This is a genomic window from Stenotrophomonas geniculata (assembly GCF_034508895.1).
GTDB lineage: Bacteria > Pseudomonadota > Gammaproteobacteria > Xanthomonadales > Xanthomonadaceae > Stenotrophomonas > Stenotrophomonas geniculata.
Genome location: NZ_CP140571.1, coordinates 4,356,371 through 4,376,261 on the forward strand (window position 1 = coordinate 4,356,371; position 19,891 = coordinate 4,376,261).

The 19,891-nt window shown below is 67.8% G+C and carries 21 protein-coding genes; 11 read left to right on the top strand and 10 right to left on the bottom strand.

What is annotated here, in order from left to right; genetic code table 11:
* Positions 1–4: 4 nt before the first annotated feature.
* The 4 genes from RI032_RS20075 to RI032_RS20090 all read left to right on the top strand — a co-directional run bounded on the left by RI032_RS20075 (position 5) and on the right by RI032_RS20090 (position 2,381).
* On the top strand, positions 5–766 hold the full coding sequence (locus RI032_RS20075; RefSeq protein WP_425517854.1) for a 3-oxoacyl-ACP reductase: 762 nt from the start codon (positions 5–7) through the stop codon (positions 764–766).
* Positions 767–770: 4 nt separating this feature from the next.
* Positions 771–1,166: a MerR family transcriptional regulator gene (locus RI032_RS20080; protein WP_049409020.1), complete on the top strand. Its 396-nt coding sequence runs from the start codon at positions 771–773 to the stop codon at positions 1,164–1,166.
* Between the two features lie 55 nt (positions 1,167–1,221).
* Entirely contained in the window at positions 1,222–1,803 is a 582-nt protein-coding gene (locus RI032_RS20085; protein WP_109814002.1) for an NAD(P)H-dependent oxidoreductase, read from the top strand.
* A 116-nt stretch (positions 1,804–1,919) separates the two neighbouring features.
* Positions 1,920–2,381 (top strand): DUF4304 domain-containing protein, encoded by a 462-nt coding sequence (locus tag RI032_RS20090; protein WP_134959021.1) that lies wholly within the window; start codon positions 1,920–1,922, stop codon positions 2,379–2,381.
* Between the two features lie 79 nt (positions 2,382–2,460).
* Here RI032_RS20090 and RI032_RS20095 read toward each other — a convergent pair whose 3' ends face one another.
* The 3 genes from RI032_RS20095 to RI032_RS20105 are packed head-to-tail and all read right to left on the bottom strand — an operon-like array spanning position 2,461 to position 4,831.
* On the bottom strand, positions 2,461–2,715 hold the full coding sequence (locus RI032_RS20095; RefSeq protein ID WP_191863216.1) for a DUF6587 family protein: 255 nt from the start codon (positions 2,713–2,715) through the stop codon (positions 2,461–2,463).
* Positions 2,715–4,580, bottom strand: a complete 1,866-nt coding sequence (gene feoB / locus RI032_RS20100; RefSeq protein ID WP_043399001.1) for a FeoB small GTPase domain-containing protein — start codon at positions 4,578–4,580, stop codon at positions 2,715–2,717. Before feoB ends, RI032_RS20095 begins: the two co-directional genes overlap by 1 nt.
* Positions 4,577–4,831 carry a FeoA family protein gene (locus RI032_RS20105; protein ID WP_134959020.1) on the bottom strand — a complete coding sequence of 85 codons (255 nt, stop codon included), beginning with the start codon at positions 4,829–4,831 and terminating at the stop codon, positions 4,577–4,579. Before RI032_RS20105 ends, feoB begins: the two co-directional genes overlap by 4 nt.
* A 119-nt stretch (positions 4,832–4,950) precedes the next feature.
* Here RI032_RS20105 and RI032_RS20110 point away from each other — a divergent pair, with 119 nt between their 5' ends.
* The 5 genes from RI032_RS20110 to yeiP all read left to right on the top strand — a co-directional run bounded on the left by RI032_RS20110 (position 4,951) and on the right by yeiP (position 8,522).
* On the top strand, positions 4,951–5,739 hold the full coding sequence (locus RI032_RS20110; RefSeq protein WP_010482535.1) for an enoyl-CoA hydratase/isomerase family protein: 789 nt from the start codon (positions 4,951–4,953) through the stop codon (positions 5,737–5,739).
* A 2-nt stretch (positions 5,740–5,741) separates the two neighbouring features.
* Positions 5,742–6,143, top strand: a complete 402-nt coding sequence (locus tag RI032_RS20115; protein ID WP_322547611.1) for a VOC family protein — start codon at positions 5,742–5,744, stop codon at positions 6,141–6,143.
* Positions 6,140–7,036 (top strand): hydroxymethylglutaryl-CoA lyase, encoded by an 897-nt coding sequence (locus RI032_RS20120; protein ID WP_008268685.1) that lies wholly within the window; start codon positions 6,140–6,142, stop codon positions 7,034–7,036. The genes RI032_RS20115 and RI032_RS20120 overlap by 4 nt, the downstream gene beginning before the upstream one ends.
* 100 nt (positions 7,037–7,136) lie before the next feature.
* Positions 7,137–7,907: an SDR family oxidoreductase gene (locus RI032_RS20125; RefSeq protein WP_049453502.1), complete on the top strand. Its 771-nt coding sequence runs from the start codon at positions 7,137–7,139 to the stop codon at positions 7,905–7,907.
* Positions 7,908–7,955: 48 nt separating this feature from the next.
* A complete protein-coding gene (gene yeiP / locus RI032_RS20130; protein WP_005409468.1) occupies positions 7,956–8,522 on the top strand; it encodes an elongation factor P-like protein YeiP in 567 nt (188 codons plus the stop codon).
* Between the two features lie 164 nt (positions 8,523–8,686).
* Here the strand turns inward: yeiP and RI032_RS20135 are convergent, their stop codons facing one another.
* The 4 genes from RI032_RS20135 to RI032_RS20150 all read right to left on the bottom strand — a co-directional run bounded on the left by RI032_RS20135 (position 8,687) and on the right by RI032_RS20150 (position 14,170).
* Positions 8,687–9,379: a COG3650 family protein gene (locus RI032_RS20135; RefSeq protein WP_322547612.1), complete on the bottom strand. Its 693-nt coding sequence runs from the start codon at positions 9,377–9,379 to the stop codon at positions 8,687–8,689.
* 83 nt (positions 9,380–9,462) lie between these two features.
* Positions 9,463–9,855 carry a DUF4440 domain-containing protein gene (locus RI032_RS20140; RefSeq protein WP_043399008.1) on the bottom strand — a complete coding sequence of 131 codons (393 nt, stop codon included), beginning with the start codon at positions 9,853–9,855 and terminating at the stop codon, positions 9,463–9,465.
* Positions 9,836–12,985 (bottom strand): multidrug efflux RND transporter permease subunit, encoded by a 3,150-nt coding sequence (locus RI032_RS20145; RefSeq protein ID WP_313208084.1) that lies wholly within the window; start codon positions 12,983–12,985, stop codon positions 9,836–9,838. The genes RI032_RS20140 and RI032_RS20145 overlap by 20 nt, the downstream gene beginning before the upstream one ends.
* A 36-nt stretch (positions 12,986–13,021) precedes the next feature.
* On the bottom strand, positions 13,022–14,170 hold the full coding sequence (locus RI032_RS20150; protein WP_057502912.1) for an efflux RND transporter periplasmic adaptor subunit: 1,149 nt from the start codon (positions 14,168–14,170) through the stop codon (positions 13,022–13,024).
* Between the two features lie 129 nt (positions 14,171–14,299).
* Here RI032_RS20150 and RI032_RS20155 point away from each other — a divergent pair, with 129 nt between their 5' ends.
* Entirely contained in the window at positions 14,300–15,016 is a 717-nt protein-coding gene (locus RI032_RS20155; protein ID WP_020424480.1) for a response regulator, read from the top strand.
* Positions 15,016–16,092 carry an ATP-binding protein gene (locus RI032_RS20160; RefSeq protein ID WP_019338525.1) on the top strand — a complete coding sequence of 359 codons (1,077 nt, stop codon included), beginning with the start codon at positions 15,016–15,018 and terminating at the stop codon, positions 16,090–16,092. Before RI032_RS20155 ends, RI032_RS20160 begins: the two co-directional genes overlap by 1 nt.
* On the opposite strand, the gene RI032_RS20165 is transcribed toward RI032_RS20160, so the two are convergent.
* The 3 genes from RI032_RS20165 to RI032_RS20175 form a co-directional block, all read right to left on the bottom strand.
* A complete protein-coding gene (locus tag RI032_RS20165) occupies positions 16,070–17,965 on the bottom strand; it encodes a DUF7844 domain-containing protein (protein ID WP_425603810.1) in 1,896 nt (631 codons plus the stop codon). The two genes, RI032_RS20160 and RI032_RS20165, sit on opposite strands and share 23 nt — an antisense overlap.
* A gap of 10 nt (positions 17,966–17,975) precedes the next feature.
* The gene (locus tag RI032_RS20170; protein ID WP_260364556.1) at positions 17,976–18,275 is read right to left on the bottom strand and encodes a DUF2388 domain-containing protein; all 300 of its coding nucleotides are present in this window, start codon (positions 18,273–18,275) and stop codon (positions 17,976–17,978) included.
* Between the two features lie 62 nt (positions 18,276–18,337).
* Complete coding sequence (locus RI032_RS20175; RefSeq protein WP_053442937.1) at positions 18,338–19,726, bottom strand: FAD-binding oxidoreductase; 1,389 nt, start codon at positions 19,724–19,726, stop codon at positions 18,338–18,340.
* Positions 19,727–19,891: the final 165 nt, after the last annotated feature.

Consider the following 19,891-nt stretch of genomic DNA (forward strand, 5'->3'; position numbering starts at 1 on the left):
CCTCATGCAGATCAGCGAACAGCTGGTGCTGGTCACCGGCGCCGGCCGCGGCCTTGGCCAGCACATCGCCCGCGCCTTCGCCGCACAGGGCGCGCGCGTCATCGTCAATTACCACCGCAGCGAAGGCGCCGCACGTGCCCTGGCTGCCGAGCTGGGCGGACAGGCGATCGCACTGCCGGCCGACGTCACCGACCGCGGCCAGGTCGATGCGATGCTGCAGCAGGCACTGGCCCACTTCGGGCAAGGCGTGACAACCGTGGTCAACAACGCGCTGGCGGCGTTCTCGTTCAATGGCGATGCCCGCGACGGCGCCGCCGATATCGGCTGGCCGGCCTTCCAGGCGCAGTTCGAGGGCAGCGTGCGCGGCGCGCTGAACACCGTGCAGGCCGCCCTGCCCGGCATGCAGGCCCGCCGCTTCGGCCGCGTGATCAACATCGGCACCAACCTGTTCCAGAACCCGGTGGTGCCCTACCACGACTACACCGCCGCCAAGGCCGCACTGCTGTCGCTGACCCGCACCCTGGCCGGCGACCTCGGCCCGCATGGCATCACGGTAAACATGCTGTCCGGCGGCCTGCTGCGCACCACCGATGCCAGTGCCGCTACGCCTGAAGCGGTGTTCGACTACATCGCTGCGAACACCCCGCTGCGCAGCGTCACAACGCCGACCGAGTTCGCCGATGCCGCGCTGTTCTTCGCCAGCCCGTGGTCGCGTGCGGTGACCGGCCAGAATCTGGTGGTCGATGGCGGGCTGGTGCGGGACTGAGCCGATGCGCATCTCCGAAGTCAGCCGCCTGACCGGTGCCAGCGCCAAGGCCATCCGCCTGTACGAGGCGCGCGGACTGCTGCCGCCGGTGCCACGCCTGAACCGCTATCGCGACTACAGCGAACAGGACGTGGCCTGGGTGCAGCTGATCCGACAGGCACTGGGGCTGGGCATCAGCCTGGCCGCGATCTCGCGCCTGCAGCGCCGCGACGGACGGCTCGACTGGCCTGCGGTGCTGGCCTTGCTGGAACAGCAGCGCACACGCATTGCCAGCGAACGGGCTCGGCTGGCGCAGGTCGAGCTCGCCCTGCAGCAGGTCAGCGCCGAACTGCAGCAGTGGCTGCACTCCGGCAGCGGCGACTGCATCCTGGATCCCAGCGGCTGCACCACCCCGGTTTGACTCTGCCCCTGGGGCAGACCCCAACCTCGCGCACTTTCCATTGCCCGAGGTTGCCGTGTCCCGTTCCGTCCTGATCCTGCTCGGCCATCCCGACCGCGACAGCCTGTGCGGCGCGCTCGCCCAGCGCTATGCCACCGCCGCTGAAAACGCCGGCCACCGGGTACGCCTGATCGCACTGGGCGATCTTGAATTCGACCCGGTGCTGCGCCACGGCTACCGCCAGATCCAGCCGCTGGAAACGGATCTGCAGGACGCCGCCGACGCGATTGAAGCCTCCGATCACCTGGTCCTGGTCTACCCCACCTGGTGGGGCGCGATGCCGGCCCTGCTGAAGGGCTTCTTCGATCGCGTGCTGTTGCCGGGCTACGCCTTCCGCTACCGGCGCGATTCGGTGTGGTGGGACCGGCTGCTGGCCGGACGCAGCGCACGGGTGATCACCACCCTGGATACACCGCCCTGGTACTACCGCTGGATCTACCGCGACCCGGGCATCAGCCAGATCCGCGCCACCATCCTGCAGTTCTGCGGCATCCGCCCGGTGCGTGTCAGCCGCCTCGGTGCGGTACGCAGCAGCTCGCCGGAGCAACGCAATCGGTGGCTGGCGCTGGCAGCAGAGCTGGGCTCACGCGCCCGGTAGATCCACGCCATGCGTGGATGAAATGCTGGCCAGTGTTCCGGATGTCGCGTTTGCCAATTGACCGTCGGGCACTGCGCCTCAAGGCTGTGGCCCGTCTTCCGGCCCAGGCAGAACCCATGAAATCCTCGACCGTCTTCAGCAAGTGCGCCAGGAAGACCGGCTTTGCCGGAACGTCTACGACCCGCTACCGCTTGCTGGATGCCGCCCTGCTTGTCGTGAATCACCAACGCGCCAACGAAAACCGGGGCTTCTATGTGAATGCTGGACTCTACTTTCCAGAGCTGCTCGAGTATCCGCTCGCGCCTGACGATCTTGAAACGGCCTTCAGGTACCGCTCCAGCATTCCCACGCCCCATGTCGACTGGCGGATCGAAGAAACGCCGGGCCTGCGCCGGACCTTCATCCAGCAGGATCTTGAAGATCTGCTGCAGGCCGGCAACCGCGACGCGCTGAAAGGCCTGCTGCTCTTTGCCCTTGCCGACGTGGCCGGCTTTGCGGCAACCCATGGAAACCGGGAATCGGTGCGGCGATTGAATCAGGATGGTCGCTTCCGGGCGATCATCCGCAAAGAGGTCTAGCAGATCCACGCCATGCGTGGAATGAACCCCGCAAGCGTGCGAACCAGGGTTCGCACCCACCAGCGCAGGAAAAGCAGCGTCAGTGCTGCTTCGGTGGAGTTGGCCCGCAGCTGTCACAACCACCACAGGCACCACCACCTCCAGTCGCCGACGGCGCGATCTTCCGCCCCAGCGCCTGCATCCAGCCGGGGCGACCCGGCTTCAGCAGGGCCAGCGCCAAGGCCCCGCGCAGCGTGCGCACGGTGCCCGGGAACTGCTTCTTCAGCACCACCCAGGCACTGACCAGCACGGCCACCGCGATGATCAGGTACTGGATCAGCAGGCCGGTATCCATCAGCCGCCTCCCAGCGCCTTGGTCACCTGGTAGGTGATCAGCGCAGCCACATAAGCCGCGGCGAACAGGTAGAACGCAGCGAAGCCCATCTGCTTCCACGAATTGGTCTCACGCTTGATGGTGGCCAGCGTCGAGATGCACATCGGGGCGTAGATGTACCAGACCAGCAGCGACAGCGCGGTCGCCAGCGACCAGCCGTCGCTGATCAGTGGGGTCAGCGCCTGGCTGGCGGCATCGTCATCGGCCGCGGACAGCGCGTAGACCGTGGCCAGCGACGATACCGCTACTTCGCGCGCGGCCAGGCCCGGGATCAGTGCGATGCAGATCTGCCAGTTGAAGCCCAGCGGCGCGAAGAACACGGCCATCGCATGGCCGATCTGGCCGGCGTAGCTGTAGTCGATGGCCGGCATCGTGGCGCCAGCGGGAGCCGCCGGGAACGACAGCAGCACCCACAGCAGGATGGTCAGCGCCAGGATGATGCCACCGACGCGCTTGAGGAAGATCATGCCACGCTCGTACAGGCCCACGGCCAGGTCACGCGCATGCGGCAGGCGGTAAGACGGCAGCTCCAGCATCAGCGGATGCTCACTCTTGTCGCGACGCCATTTCTTCATGATCCACGACATCGCCAGCGCACTGAGGATACCGGCGGCGTACAGGCCGAACAGGACCAGCCCCTGCTGGTTGAACACGCCCCACACCGTCTTCTGCGGAATGAACGCACCAATCAGCAGCGCGTACACCGGCAAGCGTGCGGAACAGGTCATCAACGGCGCCACCAGGATCGTGGCCAGGCGGTCACGTGGGTCCTGGATGCTGCGCGTGGACATGATGCCCGGCACTGCGCAGGCAAAGCTGGACAGCAGCGGGATGAACGAGCGGCCGGACAACCCGGCGGCGGCCATCATGCGGTCGAGCAGGAACGCCGCGCGCGGCAGGTAACCGGACTCCTCCAGCACGAGGATGAAGAAGAACAGGATCAGGATCTGCGGCAGGAACACCACTACGCCACCGACACCAGCGATGATGCCGTCGGTCAGCAGGCTGGCCAGCGGACCTTCCGGCAGCACGCTGCCGACAAACTCGCCCAGCCAGGCAAAGCCGGCTTCGATGCCGTCCATCAACGGCGTCGCCCAGGCGTACACCGCCTGGAAGATCAGGAACATCACCACCGCCAGGCTGACCAGGCCGAACACGGGGTGCAGCAGCCAGCGGTCCAGCGCGTCATCGATCTTCGCGGTACGTGCGGGCATGCGCACGGCCACCGAGAGGATCTGGCGCACCTTGGCGTGGTAGTCGATGCCGCCTTCCGGGCCCGGCACAGGGGCATCCAGGTGCGGCACCATCGCGTCCAGGCGCTCGACCAGGGCCTTGGCGCCTTGCTTGCGCACCGCCACGGTCTCCACCACCGGCACGCCCAGCTCGCGCTCCAGCGCGGCCACGTCCACCTGGATGCCGCGGCGCTGGGCCGCATCGACCATGTTCAGCGCCACCACCATCGGCTTGCCCAGCTCGCGCAGTTCCAGCGCGAAACGCAGGTGCAGGCGCAGGTTGGTGGCGTCGATCACGCACAGCAGCACATCCGGCGCGGCTTCGCCCGGATAGAAGCCCCGGCACAGGTCACGGGTGATCGCCTCGTCCAGGCTGGCCGGATGCAGGCTGTAGGCCCCCGGAAGGTCGAGTACCGCGAACTCGCGGCCGGACGGCGCACGCAGGCGGCCTTCCTTGCGCTCGACGGTGACGCCGGTGTAGTTGGCAACCTTCTGCCGGCTGCCGGTCAGCTGGTTGAACAGAGCGGTCTTGCCGCTGTTGGGGTTACCGACCAGCGCAACGCGCAGGGGGGCGGTAGTGGCAGTAGCAGTCATGCGCGTCGTTCCTGGCTGGCGGCGTCGACCACGACCCGCTTGGCTTCACTGATCCGCAGCGCGAAACGGGTGAACCCGACCTGCACCAGCAGCGGCTCTCCCCCCACCGGGCCCTTGGCCACCAGGCGTACTTCCTCGCCCTTCACGAAACCCAGCTCGCGCAGGCGACGGGCGATGGCATCGTTGGCATGCAGGTCCTGCACGGACTCGACCACGGCCGAGGCGTGCAGCGGCAGTTCGGACAGCGTCATCTAGCGTGTTCTCTGCTGGATGTAAATGGTTCTCGATTCTAACATTCCCGCGTCGCGTCATGGCCCATGACCAATGGCCCGCTATGATCCATACAGGCACGGAGTGACCCTGGAATCCCATGAACGATGCTTTGCAGATCGAGCGCAGCGGCGCCGCCCTCACCCTCTGGCTGAACCGGCCGGAGCTGCACAACGCCTTTGACGCCAGCCTGATCGCCCGGCTGACCGCCGCACTGGAGGCCGCCGGCCGCGATGATTCGGTCCGGGCCGTGGTGATGGCCGGCCACGGCACCTCCTTCTCGGCTGGTGCGGACATGCAGTGGATGCGCGGCATGGCGGCGGCCAGCGAGGCCGACAACCGCGAGGACTCGCTGGCGCTGGCACGGCTGATGCGCACCCTGGACGAACTGCCCAAGCCGACCCTGGCCCGGGTCCACGGCGCGGCCTTCGGCGGCGGCGTCGGCCTGGTCGCCTGCTGCGACATCGCCATCGCCAGCACCTCGGCCCGCTTCGGCCTGACCGAAAGCCGCCTCGGCCTGCTGCCGGCGGTGATCTCGCCCTATGTGATCGAAGCCATCGGCCCGCGCCAGGCCCGCCGCTGGTTCGCCACCGGCGAGCATTTCGACGCCGACACCGCGCTGCGCATCGGCCTGGTCCACCAGCTGGTCGAGCCTGAACGCCTGGACGAGGCCGTGCAACGCCAGCTGGCCCTGCTCGACAAGGCCGGCCCGATCGCCTCGTCCACCGCCAAGCAGCTGGTGCGCCAGGTCCGCGACAGCCATGACCGCGACACCCTGGATCGCGATAATGCCGCCCTGATCGCGCGCCTGCGGGTGTCCGCCGAAGGCCAGGAAGGCCTGGGCGCCTTCCTCGACAAGCGCGCCCCCCACTGGGTCACGGAAGCCTGAACATGCTCGATCATCTTGGTTTGACCAGCGCCGACCTGGCGCGCAGCAAGGCCTTCTTCCTGCAGGCACTGGCGCCGTTGCAGATCGGCGTGGTGATGGAAGCGACCGCCGAACAGACCGGCGCCCACGACCACATCGGCTTCGGCAACGACGGCAAGCCGTTCTTCTGGCTTGGCAATGGCGGCACTGCCAGCCACGGCGTGCAAGTGGCTTTTGCCTGCGCCAGCCGCGCCCAGGTGGACGCCTTCCATGCCGCCGCGCTCGCCGCCGGCGGCCGCGACAACGGCGCCCCGGGCCTGCGCCCGTGGTACCACCCCGACTACTACGGTGCCTTCGTGCTCGACCCGGATGGCAACAACATCGAGGCGGTCTGCCACCGCCCTGCCGATGGGGCAACCGCATGAGCGACTACGTCCGCATCGTCGAAGTCGGCCCGCGTGACGGCCTGCAGAACGAAAAGCAGTCGGTCTCCACCGCCGACAAGATCGAACTGATCAACCGCCTGTCGGCCACCGGCCTGCGCAGCATCGAGGCGACCAGCTTCGTCAGCCCGAAGTGGATCCCGCAGCTGGCCGACGCCGCCGAGGTCTATGCCGGCATCCAGCGCCGGCCGGGCATCCACTACCCGGTACTGGTGCCGAACGAACAGGGCTACGACCGTGCCCGTGCGGTGGGCGTGGAGGAAGTGGCAGTGTTCACCGCCGCGTCCGAGGCGTTCAACCGCACCAACACCAATGCCGGCATCGACGAATCGCTGGCCCGGTTCGAGCCGATCCTGCGCCGCGCCGCCGCCGATGGCGTGCGCGTGCGCGGCTACGTCTCCACCGTGCTTGGCTGCCCCTACCAGGGCGAGGTACCGCTGGCCGACGTGGTGCGGGTGGCGCGCGCCCTGCACCAGATGGGCTGTTACGAAATCTCACTGGGCGACACCATCGGCGTCGGCACCCCGCGCAAGGCACGGGCGATGCTGCAGGCGGTCGCCGCCGAGATCCCGATGGCGGCGCTGGCCGTGCATTTCCACGACACCTACGGCCAGGCCATCGCCAACATCGCCACCTGCCTGGAAGAAGGCGTGCGCGTGGTCGACAGCGCTGTGTCCGGCGCCGGTGGCTGCCCGTATGCGAAGGGCGCCAGCGGCAATGTGGCCAGCGAAGACGTGGTCTACCTGCTGCAGGGCCTGGGCCTGGACAGCGGCGTGGACCTGCCGGCCCTGGCCGAAACCGGCCGCTGGCTGGCCGGCCTGCTCGGCCGCGCCACCGCCAGCCGCACCGGCCAGGCGCTGGCCGCGGCCGGTTGACCACCGCACTGCGCCGCCCCGCAAAGGCGGCGCAGTGCACAACAGCGGCGGTCGCGGCTTCCGTTAGAATCGGCGGTTCTCGAACCTGCAGGACCGTTCAATGCAGCTGTCTTCCGTACGTGCCGTGATCACTGGCGGCGTCTCCGGCCTCGGCCTGGCCGTGGCCCAGCACCTCGTCGCCCAGGGCGGCAAGGTGGCCCTGTTCGACCTCAACGACGACAAGGGTGCAGCCGCCGTTGCCGGGCTGGGTACCGACAAGGCCCGCTATTTCAACGTCAACGTCAGCGATGAGGCGGCCGTGGCTGCGGCCATCGACCAGGCCCACGATTTCCTCGGCGGCCTGAACGTGGCGATGAACTGCGCCGGCATCCTCGGCGCCGGCCGCGTGCTCGGCAAGGAAGGCCCGATGCCGCTGGCTGGCTTCCAGGGCACGGTGATGGTCAACCTGGTCGGCAGCTTCAACGTCGCCAAGGCCGCGGCCAATCGCATGCAGCACAACGAAGCCGGTACCGACGGCGAGCGCGGCGTGATCATCAACACCGCCAGCATCGCTGCCTATGAAGGCCAAATCGGCCAGGCCGCATATGCCGCCAGCAAGGGCGGCGTGGTCTCGATGACGCTGCCGATGGCGCGCGAACTGTCGCGCTTTGGCATCCGCGTCAATACGATTGCACCCGGCGTGTTCTGGACGCCGATGGTCGATGGCATGCCCGAAGCCGTGCAGCAGTCGCTGGCCGCCTCGATCCCGTTCCCGTCGCGCCTGGGCAAGCCGGAAGACTTCGCCAGCCTGGTCGGCTTCATCCTCGGCAACACCTATCTCAACGGCGAGACCATCCGCCTGGACGGCGCTACCCGCCTCGCTCCGAAGTGATTCCCCCGGGCGCCGGGACGGCGTCCTCCCCCAACGACCTAGATCACCATGAAAGCCAACGACATCAAGAAGGGCAACGTCGTCGAGTACAACAACGGCGTGTACCAGATCCGCGACATCGAACGCAGCTCGCCGCAGGGTCGCGGCGGCAACGTCCGCTTCCGCTTCATCATGTACAGCGTGCCGGGCGGCAACAAGCTCGACGCCAGCTTCGATGCCGACGACAACCTGGTCGAGGTCGAACTGCTGCGCCGCCAGTCCACCTATTCGTACAAGGATGGCGATGCCTTCGTGTTCCTCGATGACGAGGACTACACCCCCTACACCCTGGACGCGGACGTGATCGGCGATGACGCCGGCTACATCACCGACGGCCTGACCGGCATCTACGTGCAGGTCATCGACGAGCAGCCGGTGGCGATCCAGCTGCCGGCCTCGGTGGTGCTGGAAGTGATCGAGACGCCGCCGGAGCTGAAGGGTGGCACCGCCACCAAGCGCCCGAAGCCGGCCAAGCTCAACACCGGCATCGAGATCATGGTGCCGGAGTACATCGTCAACGGCGAACGCGTGCTGGTGAACACCGCCACCGGCGAATTCGCTGGCCGTGCCGACTAAGCGCCTTGCGCTGATCGGCTGCCTGTCCCTGCTTGCGGCAAGTTCGCCGCAGGCAGCAAGCAGCGCATCGTTGACAGCAGTGGTGTAGGGCCGAGCCCACGCTCAGCTGCAGTGCCTGTGCAGAGCACAACGCAGCCGAGCGTGGGCTCGGCTCTACAGAGGGCTTACAGCTGCTTCGCGCCGAAATTGCCACAGCCGTGGTACTGGCGCGTGCCGACAGTCAGCATCACCTTGGCCTCGAACGCCTCGCCACTCATGTCGTCCTGGCAGGTGGTGCGCTGGAAGCTGAGCTTGACGTCGGTGCCATCGGATGCCTTGCCACTCCAGCCATCAGCACCTTCGGTGGGCTTGGCGACATCGAAGCGGCGCTCGCCATAGTCGACTTCCACCTGCAGGCCCGGCGTGTCGCCATCAACGACCGCAAGCCACCCCGGCTCGTTGCCGGTGGCACGGAACGCGGCGTTGCCGGCACTGCCATCGCCTTCAGCGGCTTCGACCGCATGGCACTCGCGATCGGCTTCGCCCTTCAGGCTCAGCAGGCCGTCATCACTGCCCCTGGTCCAGAAGCTGTTGCCCTGGCCATCGCCATACTTGGCGCCGGACGCCGCGCGTTCGGAGGTCATGGCGAAGGTGCGGTCGCCGATCACCACCGTGGCTGCATCCTCGCCATTGAAGGTCGCGCGCACGCTGAGATCACCACACTGGTAGGTGGTCTCGCTGCCACCTTCGGTGCTGGCACTTGGCTGCGGCGTGGCAGGCGGGGCATCATTGCCGCCTGCGGCGGGCGGCGGGGCTGGCTGGCACGCCGCCAGCACCACCCCGAGGGAGGCTGCCAACAGACTGGGAACTACACGCATGGCTCGACTCCTTGTCGACACTACAGAGAGGCTCGACCCTACCATCTGCCGGTGAGCGGGGCCTGAAAGCGGCCTGACCGCACTCATGCGGCCAGTACCGCCATCGACAACAGCTGCGCACCGCTTTCGCCGGAACTGCAGGTCCACACCCGCAGCAGCCGCAGTTTCAGCTCGCGCTCCTGGCCCTGCGCGCGCACCGACAAGCGCACGTCGCTGGACAACAATGCCAGGCGTCCGCACAGCAGCGTTTCCACCGCGTACGACTGCAGGCCGCGCACCTGCAGGTTTCCGGCCAGCCAGTCGCCCAGCCAGGGCAGATCGAGCAAGCGCCCGCCCTGCCCGTCCATCATGAACAAGGCCGGCGATACCAGCGCGGTGAGCGCATCGTGGTCGTCATCCAGCAACGCCTGCCGCAGGCGCTGCTCCAGCGCCGCCAACTGCCGCTCATGCAGGTCTTCAACGATGTCCCGTTCCATCCACGGATCCTTCCGGCATCGGCCGGCGCCTGCGCAGGCGTTGCGCGATCCACTGCCGCGCGCCCTGCACTACTACATAGAAGACCGGTACGAAGAACACCGCCAGCACGGTCGCACTGACCATGCCGCCGAACACACCGGTTCCAATCGCCTGCTGGGTTTCCTTCGACGCGCCCTGCGCCAGCATCAGCGGCACCACGCCCAGCGCGAATGCCAGCGAGGTCATCACGATCGGCCGCAGGCGCAACCTGGCCGCTTCCAATGCCGCCTCGACCAGGCCGCGACCCTGCTGCTGCAGCTGGCGCGCGAACTCGACGATGAGGATCGCGTTCTTCGCCGACAGCCCGATCACGGTAATCATGCCGACCTTGAAGAACACGTCGTTGGGCATGCCCCGCAGCAGCACCGCGGCGACCGCACCGAGCAGGCCCAGCGGCACCACCAGCATCACCGCCAGTGGGATTGACCAGCTCTCATAGAGAGCCGCCAGCACCAGGAACACCACCAGCATCGACAACAACAGCAGCCACGGTGCCTGCGCCCCCGACTCCCGCTCCTGCAGCGACTGGCTGGTCCACTGCAGGGCAAAGCCGGACGGCAGCTTCTGCGCCAACCGCTCCATCTCCGCCATGGCCTGGCCGGTCGACACGCCGGAGGCCGGTGCGCCGGACAGGTTCAGCGCCGGGAAGCCGAGATAGCGCTGCAGCTGCAACGGCGCCTCGGTCCAGTGCGGCGTCACCAGTTCCGACAACGCCACCATGCCGCCTTCGCTGTTGCGAACGTACAGCTTCAGCACATCCTCCAGCTCCATCCGGTGCGGTGCATCGGCCTGCAGGATCACCTGCTGCAGCCGGCCCTTGTTGGGGAAGTCGTTGACGTACTGCGAGCCCATCGCCGCCGACAGCGTGCTGCTGATCTGCTCGAACCCCACGCCCATCGCCTCGGCCTTGGCACGGTCGATGTCCAGCCGCACGCTGGTGCCTGCTGGCAGGCCATCGGCATGCACCTCCGACAGCAGCGGACTGGCCTCGGCCAGCTTCAGCAGCTGCTGCAGGGCCGCGCGCAGCTCTGCCTGGCTCTGCCCGGTGCGCGCCTGCAGCGCCAGTGAGAAGCCGGAGGAGCGTCCCAGGCTGTCGATGGCCGGCGGCATCACGCTCATCACCTCGCCCTCGGCAATCGTCGCCATCGCCTTCTGCGCGGCCTCCACTTCGCCGGCCGCGGTGGCTCCTGCACGCTCGCCCCAGTCCTTCAGCATGGTGTAGGTCAGCGCCGCGCTCGGGCCGGACCCGGAGAAGCTGTAGCCGAGGATCGACTGGTTGGAGCCGATGCCCGGGCGTGACGCCACATGCCTTTCGTAGGCTTCGACCACGGCCAGCGTGCGCTCGGCCGTCGCTTCGGCCGGCAGCTGGATCGAGGTCATGAAGTAGCCCTGGTCCTCTTCCGGCAGGAATGCGCCCGGCAGCCAGTGCAGGCCCAGCAGCAACGCCGCCACCAGCGCGGCGAACACGCCCATGACCCGCCCGCTCCGCTGCAGCACCGACGCCACACTACGCTGGTAACGCCCGGTCATCCGCTCGAAGCCACGGTTGAAGGCGCCGAACAGCCCACCACGACCATGATGGCCATGGCTGTTCGGGCGCAGCAGCGTCGCGCACAGCGCCGGCGTCAGGCTCAATGCCAGCAGCGCCGAGAACAGGATCGACACCGCCATCGCCACGGTGAACTGGCGGTAGATCGCGCCCACCGAGCCGCTGGCCAACGCCATCGGGATGAACACCGCGGTCAACACCAGGGTGATGCCGATCACTGCGCCGGTCAGCTCACGCATCGCCTTGATGGTGGCCTCGCGCGGCGGCAGCCCTTCTTCGGCCATGATCCGTTCCACGCCCTCGACCACCACGATCGCGTCGTCGACGATGATGCCGATTGCCAGCACCATGCCGAACATGGTCAGCACGTTGATCGAGAAGCCCAGCGCCAGCATCACAGCGAAGGTGCCCAGCAGTGCGATCGGTGCGACCAGCGCCGGGATCAGCGTGTAGCGCCAGTTCTGCAGGAACAGGTACATCACCGCGAACACCAGCAGCATCGCCTCCAGCAGCGTCTGCACCACCTTCTGGATCGAGATCTTGACGAACGGCGCGGTATCGAACGGAATGCTCGCTTCCACGCCGCGCGGCAGCAGCGGTGCCAGCTCGGCCATGCGCTCACGCACCGCCGACGCGGTGCGCACCGCGTTCGCGCCAGGACGCAGCTGCACGCCGGCGGCGGTGGCCGGATGGCCGTCCTCGCGGGTGCCCCAGGCATAGCTCTGGGCGCCCAGCTCGACGCGGGCGACATCGCCCAGCAGCACCCGCGAGCCGTCGGCCCCGGCGCGCAGCACGATGGCAGCGAACTGTTCCGGCGTGGACAGTTGGCCGTCGGCACTCAACGGCACGGTAATGCGCTGGCCCGGCACACCCGGCGAATCGCCGATGCGTCCCGGCGAGATCTCCAGGTTCTGCTGCTCGATGGCGGCGGCGACGTCGCCCATGGTCAGGCCGTAGCCGGTCAACCGGGTCGGGTCCAGCCACACACGCATCGCCTGCTCGGCGCCGAACAGCTGCACGCGGCCGACGCCATCGATGCGGCGCAGCTCTTCGATGATGTTGCGCGCCATGAAGTCGCCCAGCGCCGCTTCGCTGACGCTGGCATCCGGCGAACGCAGGCCGACCAGCATCAGGAAGCCGGAATCGGCGGCCTCCACGAACAGGCCGTTCTGGCGCACGCTGCGCGGCAGGCGCGGTTCGATCGCCTTGATCCGGTTCTGCACGTCCACCTGCGCCAGCTCCGGGTTGGTACCCGGCTTGAAGGTCGCAGTGATCGAGGCTTCGCCGGAGGTGTCCACCGACGACTCGAAGTACAGCAGGTGCTTGACGCTGGACAGCTCGCGCTCGATCAGGCCGACCACCGCGTCATTCAGCGTCTGCGGGCTGGCACCGGGGTAGCTGGCATAGATGCTGACGCTGGGTGGCGCCACCGCCGGATAGCGCTCAACGGCCAGCCGTGGGATTGCCAGTACGCCAGCCAGGATGATGAAGATCGCCAGCACCCAGGCGAACACCGGGCGATCGATGAAGAAACGTGCCATGTTGGATTTCCCTGGAGGGACCAGCCCGGTAGAGGCTCAGCCCTTGCTGCCGGCCTGCACCGCGCCGGCGCTGGCGACCGGCATCTGCCAATCGCGCGCATCGACCACCACGCCTTCCTGCAGGCGTTCCTGGCCCTCGACCACTACCTTTTCGCCCGCCTTCAGGCCCGTGCGCACCAGCCACTGGCGATCAACGCTGCCGTCGACCTCCAGCGTGCGGATTACCGCCTTGCCATCGCCACCGATCACCCAGGCATAGGCCTGGCCACCGGCGCTGCGCAGCACGGCCTGCTGTGGCACGGTCAGTGCACTGGCCGGCGCACCACGCGGCACCCTCGCGCGCACGTACATGCCCGGCAGCAGCTGGCGCTGCGGGTTGTCGACCAGAATGCGGAGGATCACATCACCGGTACGCGCATCGACGTTGATGCCGGAGAACAGCATCTGGCCGCGCTCGGACAGCGGCTTGCCGGCCGCACCGATGATCGTCACCGGCAGCTCGCCGCCACCGGCAGCGCTGCGCTGCAGTGATTCCAGCTGGGCCGCCGGCTGGCGCACATCGACGTAGACCTGGTCGATCTGCTGCACCACCGCCATCGGCTCGGCATCGGCCACGCCCACCAGTGCGCCTTCGGTCACCAGCGCCTGGTCGATGCGGCCGGCAATCGGTGCACTGACCGTGGCATAGCGCAGGTCAAGCTGGCGACGGGCCAGGATCGCGCGCGCCTCGTTCACCGCGGCACGGGCCTGTTCGTACTCGGCACTGGCATCGTCGCGGTGCTGCTGGCTGACCGCCTGCGCGGCCGCCAGTGCATGCAGGCGCTGTGACTGCACGCGGCTGCGGCCCAGCGCCGCTTCGCTGCGCTGAAGTGCTGCCAGTGCCGAATCCACGTCTGCACGGAATGCTGCCGGATCGATCTGGAACAGCGCCTGGCCGGCGCTCACTTCTGCGCCCTGGTCGAACAGGCGGCGTTGCACGATGCCGCCCACCTGGGCACGGATCTGTGCGGTGCGCACGGCAGCCACGCGGCCGGGCAGTTCGTCATCGCGCTGTACCACCTGCGGGCCGACGGTGACCACGCTGACACGCGGTGTGGCTTCCGGCGTAGCTTCGGGGGTTGAGCAGGCCGTCATGGCCAGGGCGAGGGCCGCGATCAACGTGGCCGGAGTCCTGAAGGTTCTCATTGCTGTGCACAATGCCGCGCAGGCGGCTGATAGGTTCTGAAGCGTGAAGTGTGCGTGGCAATGATGGGGTTTCGATGGAGGAACTGTGGAGATACGATGGAGGCAAGCACCTTAAGGCCCCGCCCCTGCATGCATGCCGCCCCTGCCCTCGCCGCCCTCGTCCTGATCGTCGAGGATGAGGCCGAGATCGCCGATATTCTCACCGCCTATCTGGAACGCGAAGGACTGCGTACACTGCGCGCCGCCGACGGCCACAGCGCACTGGACCTGCACCGCAGCGCCCGCCCCGACCTGGTCCTGCTCGATGTGCAGCTGCCGCGCCTGGATGGCTGGAGCGTGCTGACGCAGCTGCGCCAGCGCGGCGAAACGCCGGTGATCATGCTGACCGCACTGGACCAGGACCTGGACAAGCTGACCGCACTGCGCATGGGCGCCGACGACTACGTGGTCAAGCCGTTCAATCCGGCCGAAGTGGCAGCACGCGTGCGCGCCGTGCTGCGGCGTACGTTGCGCGCCTCGCGCGTGGATGCACCGACCGCGCTGCGGGCGGGCCCGCTGCTGATCGACTCGGCCACCCATGCCGTGCATGTGGAGGGCGAAGGCTACAGCCACGAAGTGCTGCTCACGCTCACCGAGTTCAAGCTGCTGCACTGCATGGCGCTGGCGCCGACCCGCATCTTCAGCCGCAGCGAACTGATGCACGAATGCCTGCCGGAAAGCGAAGCGCTGGAACGCACCGTCGACAGCCATGTCAGCAAGCTGCGCCGCAAACTGGACGAAGTAGGCATGGTCAATGTTCCGGCCAGCGTGCGCGGTGTCGGCTACCGGCTGATGGCCGACCGCTGATGGCGCACCTGCGCCGCTCCGGGCTCAGCCGACACATCATCGTCTCGATGTCGTTGATGGTGATCGGCGTCATTGTGATGATGATCCTGTCGTCATGGCTGCTGTACGCGGTGCTGGTCGAGTTCTTCCCCGGCAGTGCCGAGGAACCGGAAAGCTGGCTGCCGACCGGCCCGGAGCTGGCATGGATGGTCGGGGTGATCCTGACCGGCCTGGCACTGGCCATCGCCGCCTCGTTCCGACTGGCGCATCGCATCCTGTCGCCCTTGAATTCGCTGGTCGACAGCGTGCGCGCGCTCGCCGGCGGCGACCTCGGTGCGCGCGCCAGCGTCGAGGAAAACTCACCGGGCGAAGTGGCAACCCTGGTCGAGGATTTCAATGCGATGGCGCGCCGCCTGCAGCACATGGAGAGCGAGCGCGCGATGTGGCATGCGGCTATTGCCCATGAATTGCGGACCCCGGTGACAATCCTGCGTGGCCGCCTGCAGGGGCTGGCCGAGGGCGTGTTCCAGCCGGACGAGTCGCAGTTCCGCAGCCTGCTTGCCCAGGTCGAAGGGCTGTCCCGCCTGATTGAAGATCTGCGCGTGCTGAGCCTGTCCGACAATGCGCGGCTGGACGTGCGTCGCGCGCGCACCGACGTGGTGGCCGAGGTGCATTCGGTGATGACCCTGGTCGATCCGCAGTTCCGCGCTGCAGGCTTCGTGCTGGAGCTGGAAACCAGCCGCGAGGAACACAACGCGCACTGTGATCCCACGCGCCTGCGCCAGGCGCTGCTGGCACTGCTGGAAAACGCGCGCCGCTATGCCAGCCCGGGCAAGGTACGGATTGCCGTGCATGACACGCCAGGCCATGTACAGGTAGCAATCGAGGATGAGGGCCCGGGCATCGATCCGGAGCTGCACGCCGACATCTTCAGCCCGTTCATGCGTGCCGACGGTTCGCGTTCACGCCAGGGCGGCGGCAGTGGCCTCGGCCTGGCGGTGGTCAAGGCCATCGCCGACGCGCACGGCGGCCGCGTCTACTGCACGGCGGGCAACGCCGGTGGCAGCCGTTTCGTCATCGAACTGCCGCGCCAGTAGCGGGTGCGGCCGCCTGTTCCCGCAGGCGCGCGCCGAGTGCGGCAAGGTTGGCATCGATCGCATCCATCTCGTTGCGCTGGCCTGCCGGCAACTGCTGGCGCAGCTGCACGCGCAGCGCCTGCCAGGCCGGCACCGCCTGTGCGCTGGCGGTGGCAACCGCTTTGGCCAGCACCGCCTGCTCATCGACCAGCGGCAACCCATAGCCACCGTCCGCCAGTAGCGTACCCGGGCGCAACCATTGCCCACCTTGCTCCAGCAGCTGGCGCAGGCCGCGCGTCTCGGCACTGGCCGGTGCGGCCAGAAGGCGCCGTTTCAGCACATCGCGCGCGCGCAGTTCGGCGCGGCGTTGCGCCGCCTGCTCCAGCAGCAGCAGCCCGGCGCTGGCACGCAGGTCACCCTGCAGCAGCCACGGCGCACGCTGCGGTGCGGGCAGCTTCAGCCAGCCGCGCACATCGCGCACCGGCAGCCCCAGCTGTGAACTCGCCACGGCGAACAACTGCTGATAGTGATCGCGCGCCGAAGCAAAGTAGTAGCCCTGCGCCTGCGCTGCATTGCGGTCCGTGAGCACCTGCTCGTCCAGCACATGCAGCCTGGACAGCCGACGCTTCAACCCGCGCGGACTCAGCTGGGCCAAGCCCGCCTCACCCAGGCGCGGCACACCCGCCTGCAGCAGCTTTGCGGTTTCCACCGCGCAGTTGTTGCCGACGAAGTAATAGCGCCCGTCATAGCTCCAGTGCACCTGTGCAGTGCGCTCGAGCAGGCTGGCGATCTCGCCGGGCGACAACTGCAACGGCAGCGACTGCACCCCCCGCAGTTCCACCTTGGTGTACTCGTCCACCACCTGCTGCAGCGGCAGCACGAACAGGCGCGACGGGTAGCCACCGGTCAGGCCACGCCAGTTGGAAATCTGCACATCGCCGACGAACGCGCGGAACGACAGCACGCGGTGGTATTCCAGGTCCAGGCGACAGTCCGGCCCCGGCGCACGGCCTGGCCGGCAGATCACCAGCCGCAGCATGCTGTGGCCCCAGCGGCTCATCGGCTGCGCACTGCCTTCGGCGAACAGGTAATCCACCGCATGGACACGCGCGGGGTCGAGCTGCAGCAGCGATGCCGCACCCTCCTCCGATTCGGCCTGCAGCAATGGCAACGCGGTCGCGCAGTGCGACTGCGGCAGCGATGGCGGGGTTCCGAAATGGACCTGGTACCACTGCGCCAGCGCCGGACGCCGGCAGGCGAACTCAGCGTCCAGCAGGAAATGCTCGGCGTTCACCGCCAGGTACTCGGCCGGGTCCTTCAGTTCATACGCATCGGGACTGCGGTCACGGAAGTCGTTGTCGCCACGGCCGAGATGCCAGGGCTTGCGCTGCCATCCGGCCAGATCACGCCAGCGCACACTGCGCGACCAGTTCGCCCCCGTACGGTCGGCGACATGGGCCAGTTCGTGTACCAGCGCGCTGCGGCGTGCGCGACGCGCGCCGGGCACGGCATCATCCAGCAGCTCGCGACGCAGGGCGATGCGCCCGGCGAAGGCCCGGCCGTGCACATCGGCCGGCAGGTCATCACGCCAACGCACCTGGACCTGTGACGGCAATGCACGCAGCAGGCCATCGGGCAGCAGGGACTGCACGTCGGCCAGGGTCTGGCTGGCGAGCTGCTGCTGCGCCGGGTCGAGACCGGACGGATCAAGCAGCAGGCGATCAGCCGCGTGCGCGGAAGGGATGAGCAGCCACGCCAATGCGGCGATCCACCCGCACCGCCCGCTGTGCCTCTGTAGAGCCGAGCCATGCTCGGCTGAATGCCCGGCGCATGCGGATCGCAACAGCAGCCGAGCATGGCTCGGCTCTACAGAAGGCGATGACGCCGAGGTCATGCAGCCTGGATCAACGTGCCAGCAGCGCGCGGGCCAGTTCCAGATCGCTCTGCTGCTGTGCGACGGCGCTCTGCTCACGCAGGTGGACCAGTGCGGCCTGCAGGCGGGCGCCACGAATCTCGCCATCGCTGGCGACGAATGCAGCCGCATCGTCGCGTGCAGCCAGCACCACCTTGTCATCACCCGAGCTGCTGCCCGAGGAACCGGAGGACGCACCCGTGGCCGAACCGGCCGACGTACCGGCGAAGCTGGAAGCGAAGCCGGCCAGCGGCAGGGACAGCAGGGCGAGCAGCAGAAGCGGACGGGTCATCGGTTCGAAGCCGGTTGTGAGGAAGCGTGGAGCGTAACGGGTGCGTGAAGGATTTGTCCGGCTCAAACGTCGAACAGCTTGCCGGGATTCAGCCGCGCTTGGGGATCGAACGCGCGTTTGACCGCCTTCATCAGCGCGATCTCGGCCGGGCCGCGGGTGCTGTCCAGGTAGCCCTTCTTGACCAGGCCGATGCCGTGTTCAGCCGAAATGCTGCCGTCGAAGCGCGCCAGTACCTGCGCCAACAACTTGGTCACCTGCTCGCACTGCGCCACGAAATCGGCGTCGCTGGTGTCATCCGGCTTGAGCACGTTGATGTGCAGGTTGCCGTCACCGATATGGCCGAACCACACCACGTCGAAGTGCGGGTATGCCTGCCCGATCAATGCCTGGGTTTCAGCCAGGAACGCCGGCATCGACGAGATCCGCACCGAGACATCATTCTTATAGGGCTTGTAGCGCGCCAGCGACTCGGTGATGCCTTCGCGCAGGCGCCACAGCTGGGCGGCCTGGGCGTCGCTGGCGCTGATCACCCCATCGCTGACCCAGCCGTTGCCCATGCAGTCCTCGAAGGCCGCCATCGCCGCCGCTTCCTGAGCGTCGTCGCCGGCGGCGAACTCGGTGACCACGTAGTACGGATGCACCTCGTCGAACGGCGCCTGCGCACCGTGCGCCAGCACGTGCTCCAACGCCCGGTCGGTGAAGAACTCGAAGGCCTGCAACTGCAGGCGCGCGCGGAACGCAGCAAACACCTGCATCAGCACTTCGAAACTGGGCAGTGCCAGCAGCATCACGTTGCTGGCCGGCGGCGGGTCGGTCAGCTTCACCGTGGCTTCGACGATCACGCCCAGCGTGCCCTCCGAGCCGATCAGCAGCTGGCGGAAGTCATAGCCGCTGGAGTTCTTGATCAGGCCCTTGTTGAGCTCCAGCAACTCGCCGCTGGCGGTGACCACCTTCAGCCCGGCGATCCATTCGCGGGTGTTGCCGTAGCGGATCACACGGATGCCGCCGGCATTGGTGGCGATGTTGCCGCCGATCGTGCAGGACCCGCGCGCGGCGAAATCCACCGGGTAGATCAGGCCGTGGTCCAGCGCGGCATTGTGCACAGCTTCCAGTGGCATGCCGGCCTGCACCACCAGGGTGCGATCGACCGCGTCGTAGGCCAGTGCCTTGTTCATCCGTTCCAGGCTGAGCACCAGCTCGCCGTTGGCAGCCACCGCGCCCCCTGAGAGGCCGGTGCGGCCGCCGGACGGCACCACGGCCACACCCTCGCCTGCACTCCAGCGCATCACCGCCTGCACCTCCTCGACCGTGGCCGGCAGTGCGATCGCCAGCGGCGCCGGCGTCCAGCGCCGGGTCCAGTCGCGCCCGTAATGCTCCAGGTCGGCCGGGTCGGTCTTCAGCTTCAGGCCGGGACAGGCCTGCTGCAGCGAGGCAATGCGGGAATCGGTCATGACGGTCCAGCGCGGTGCGTGAAGAACGGGCAAGCGTGCCAGCGGCACGCGCCAGCGTCCAGCCCCACCACGCTGCAGATAGCTACGGATGCAACCAATTGCGCACTGCACCATGGGGGCTTCGATCTGGCATAGTGGTCAGCCCCTGTCCCACTGGCCGTGTTG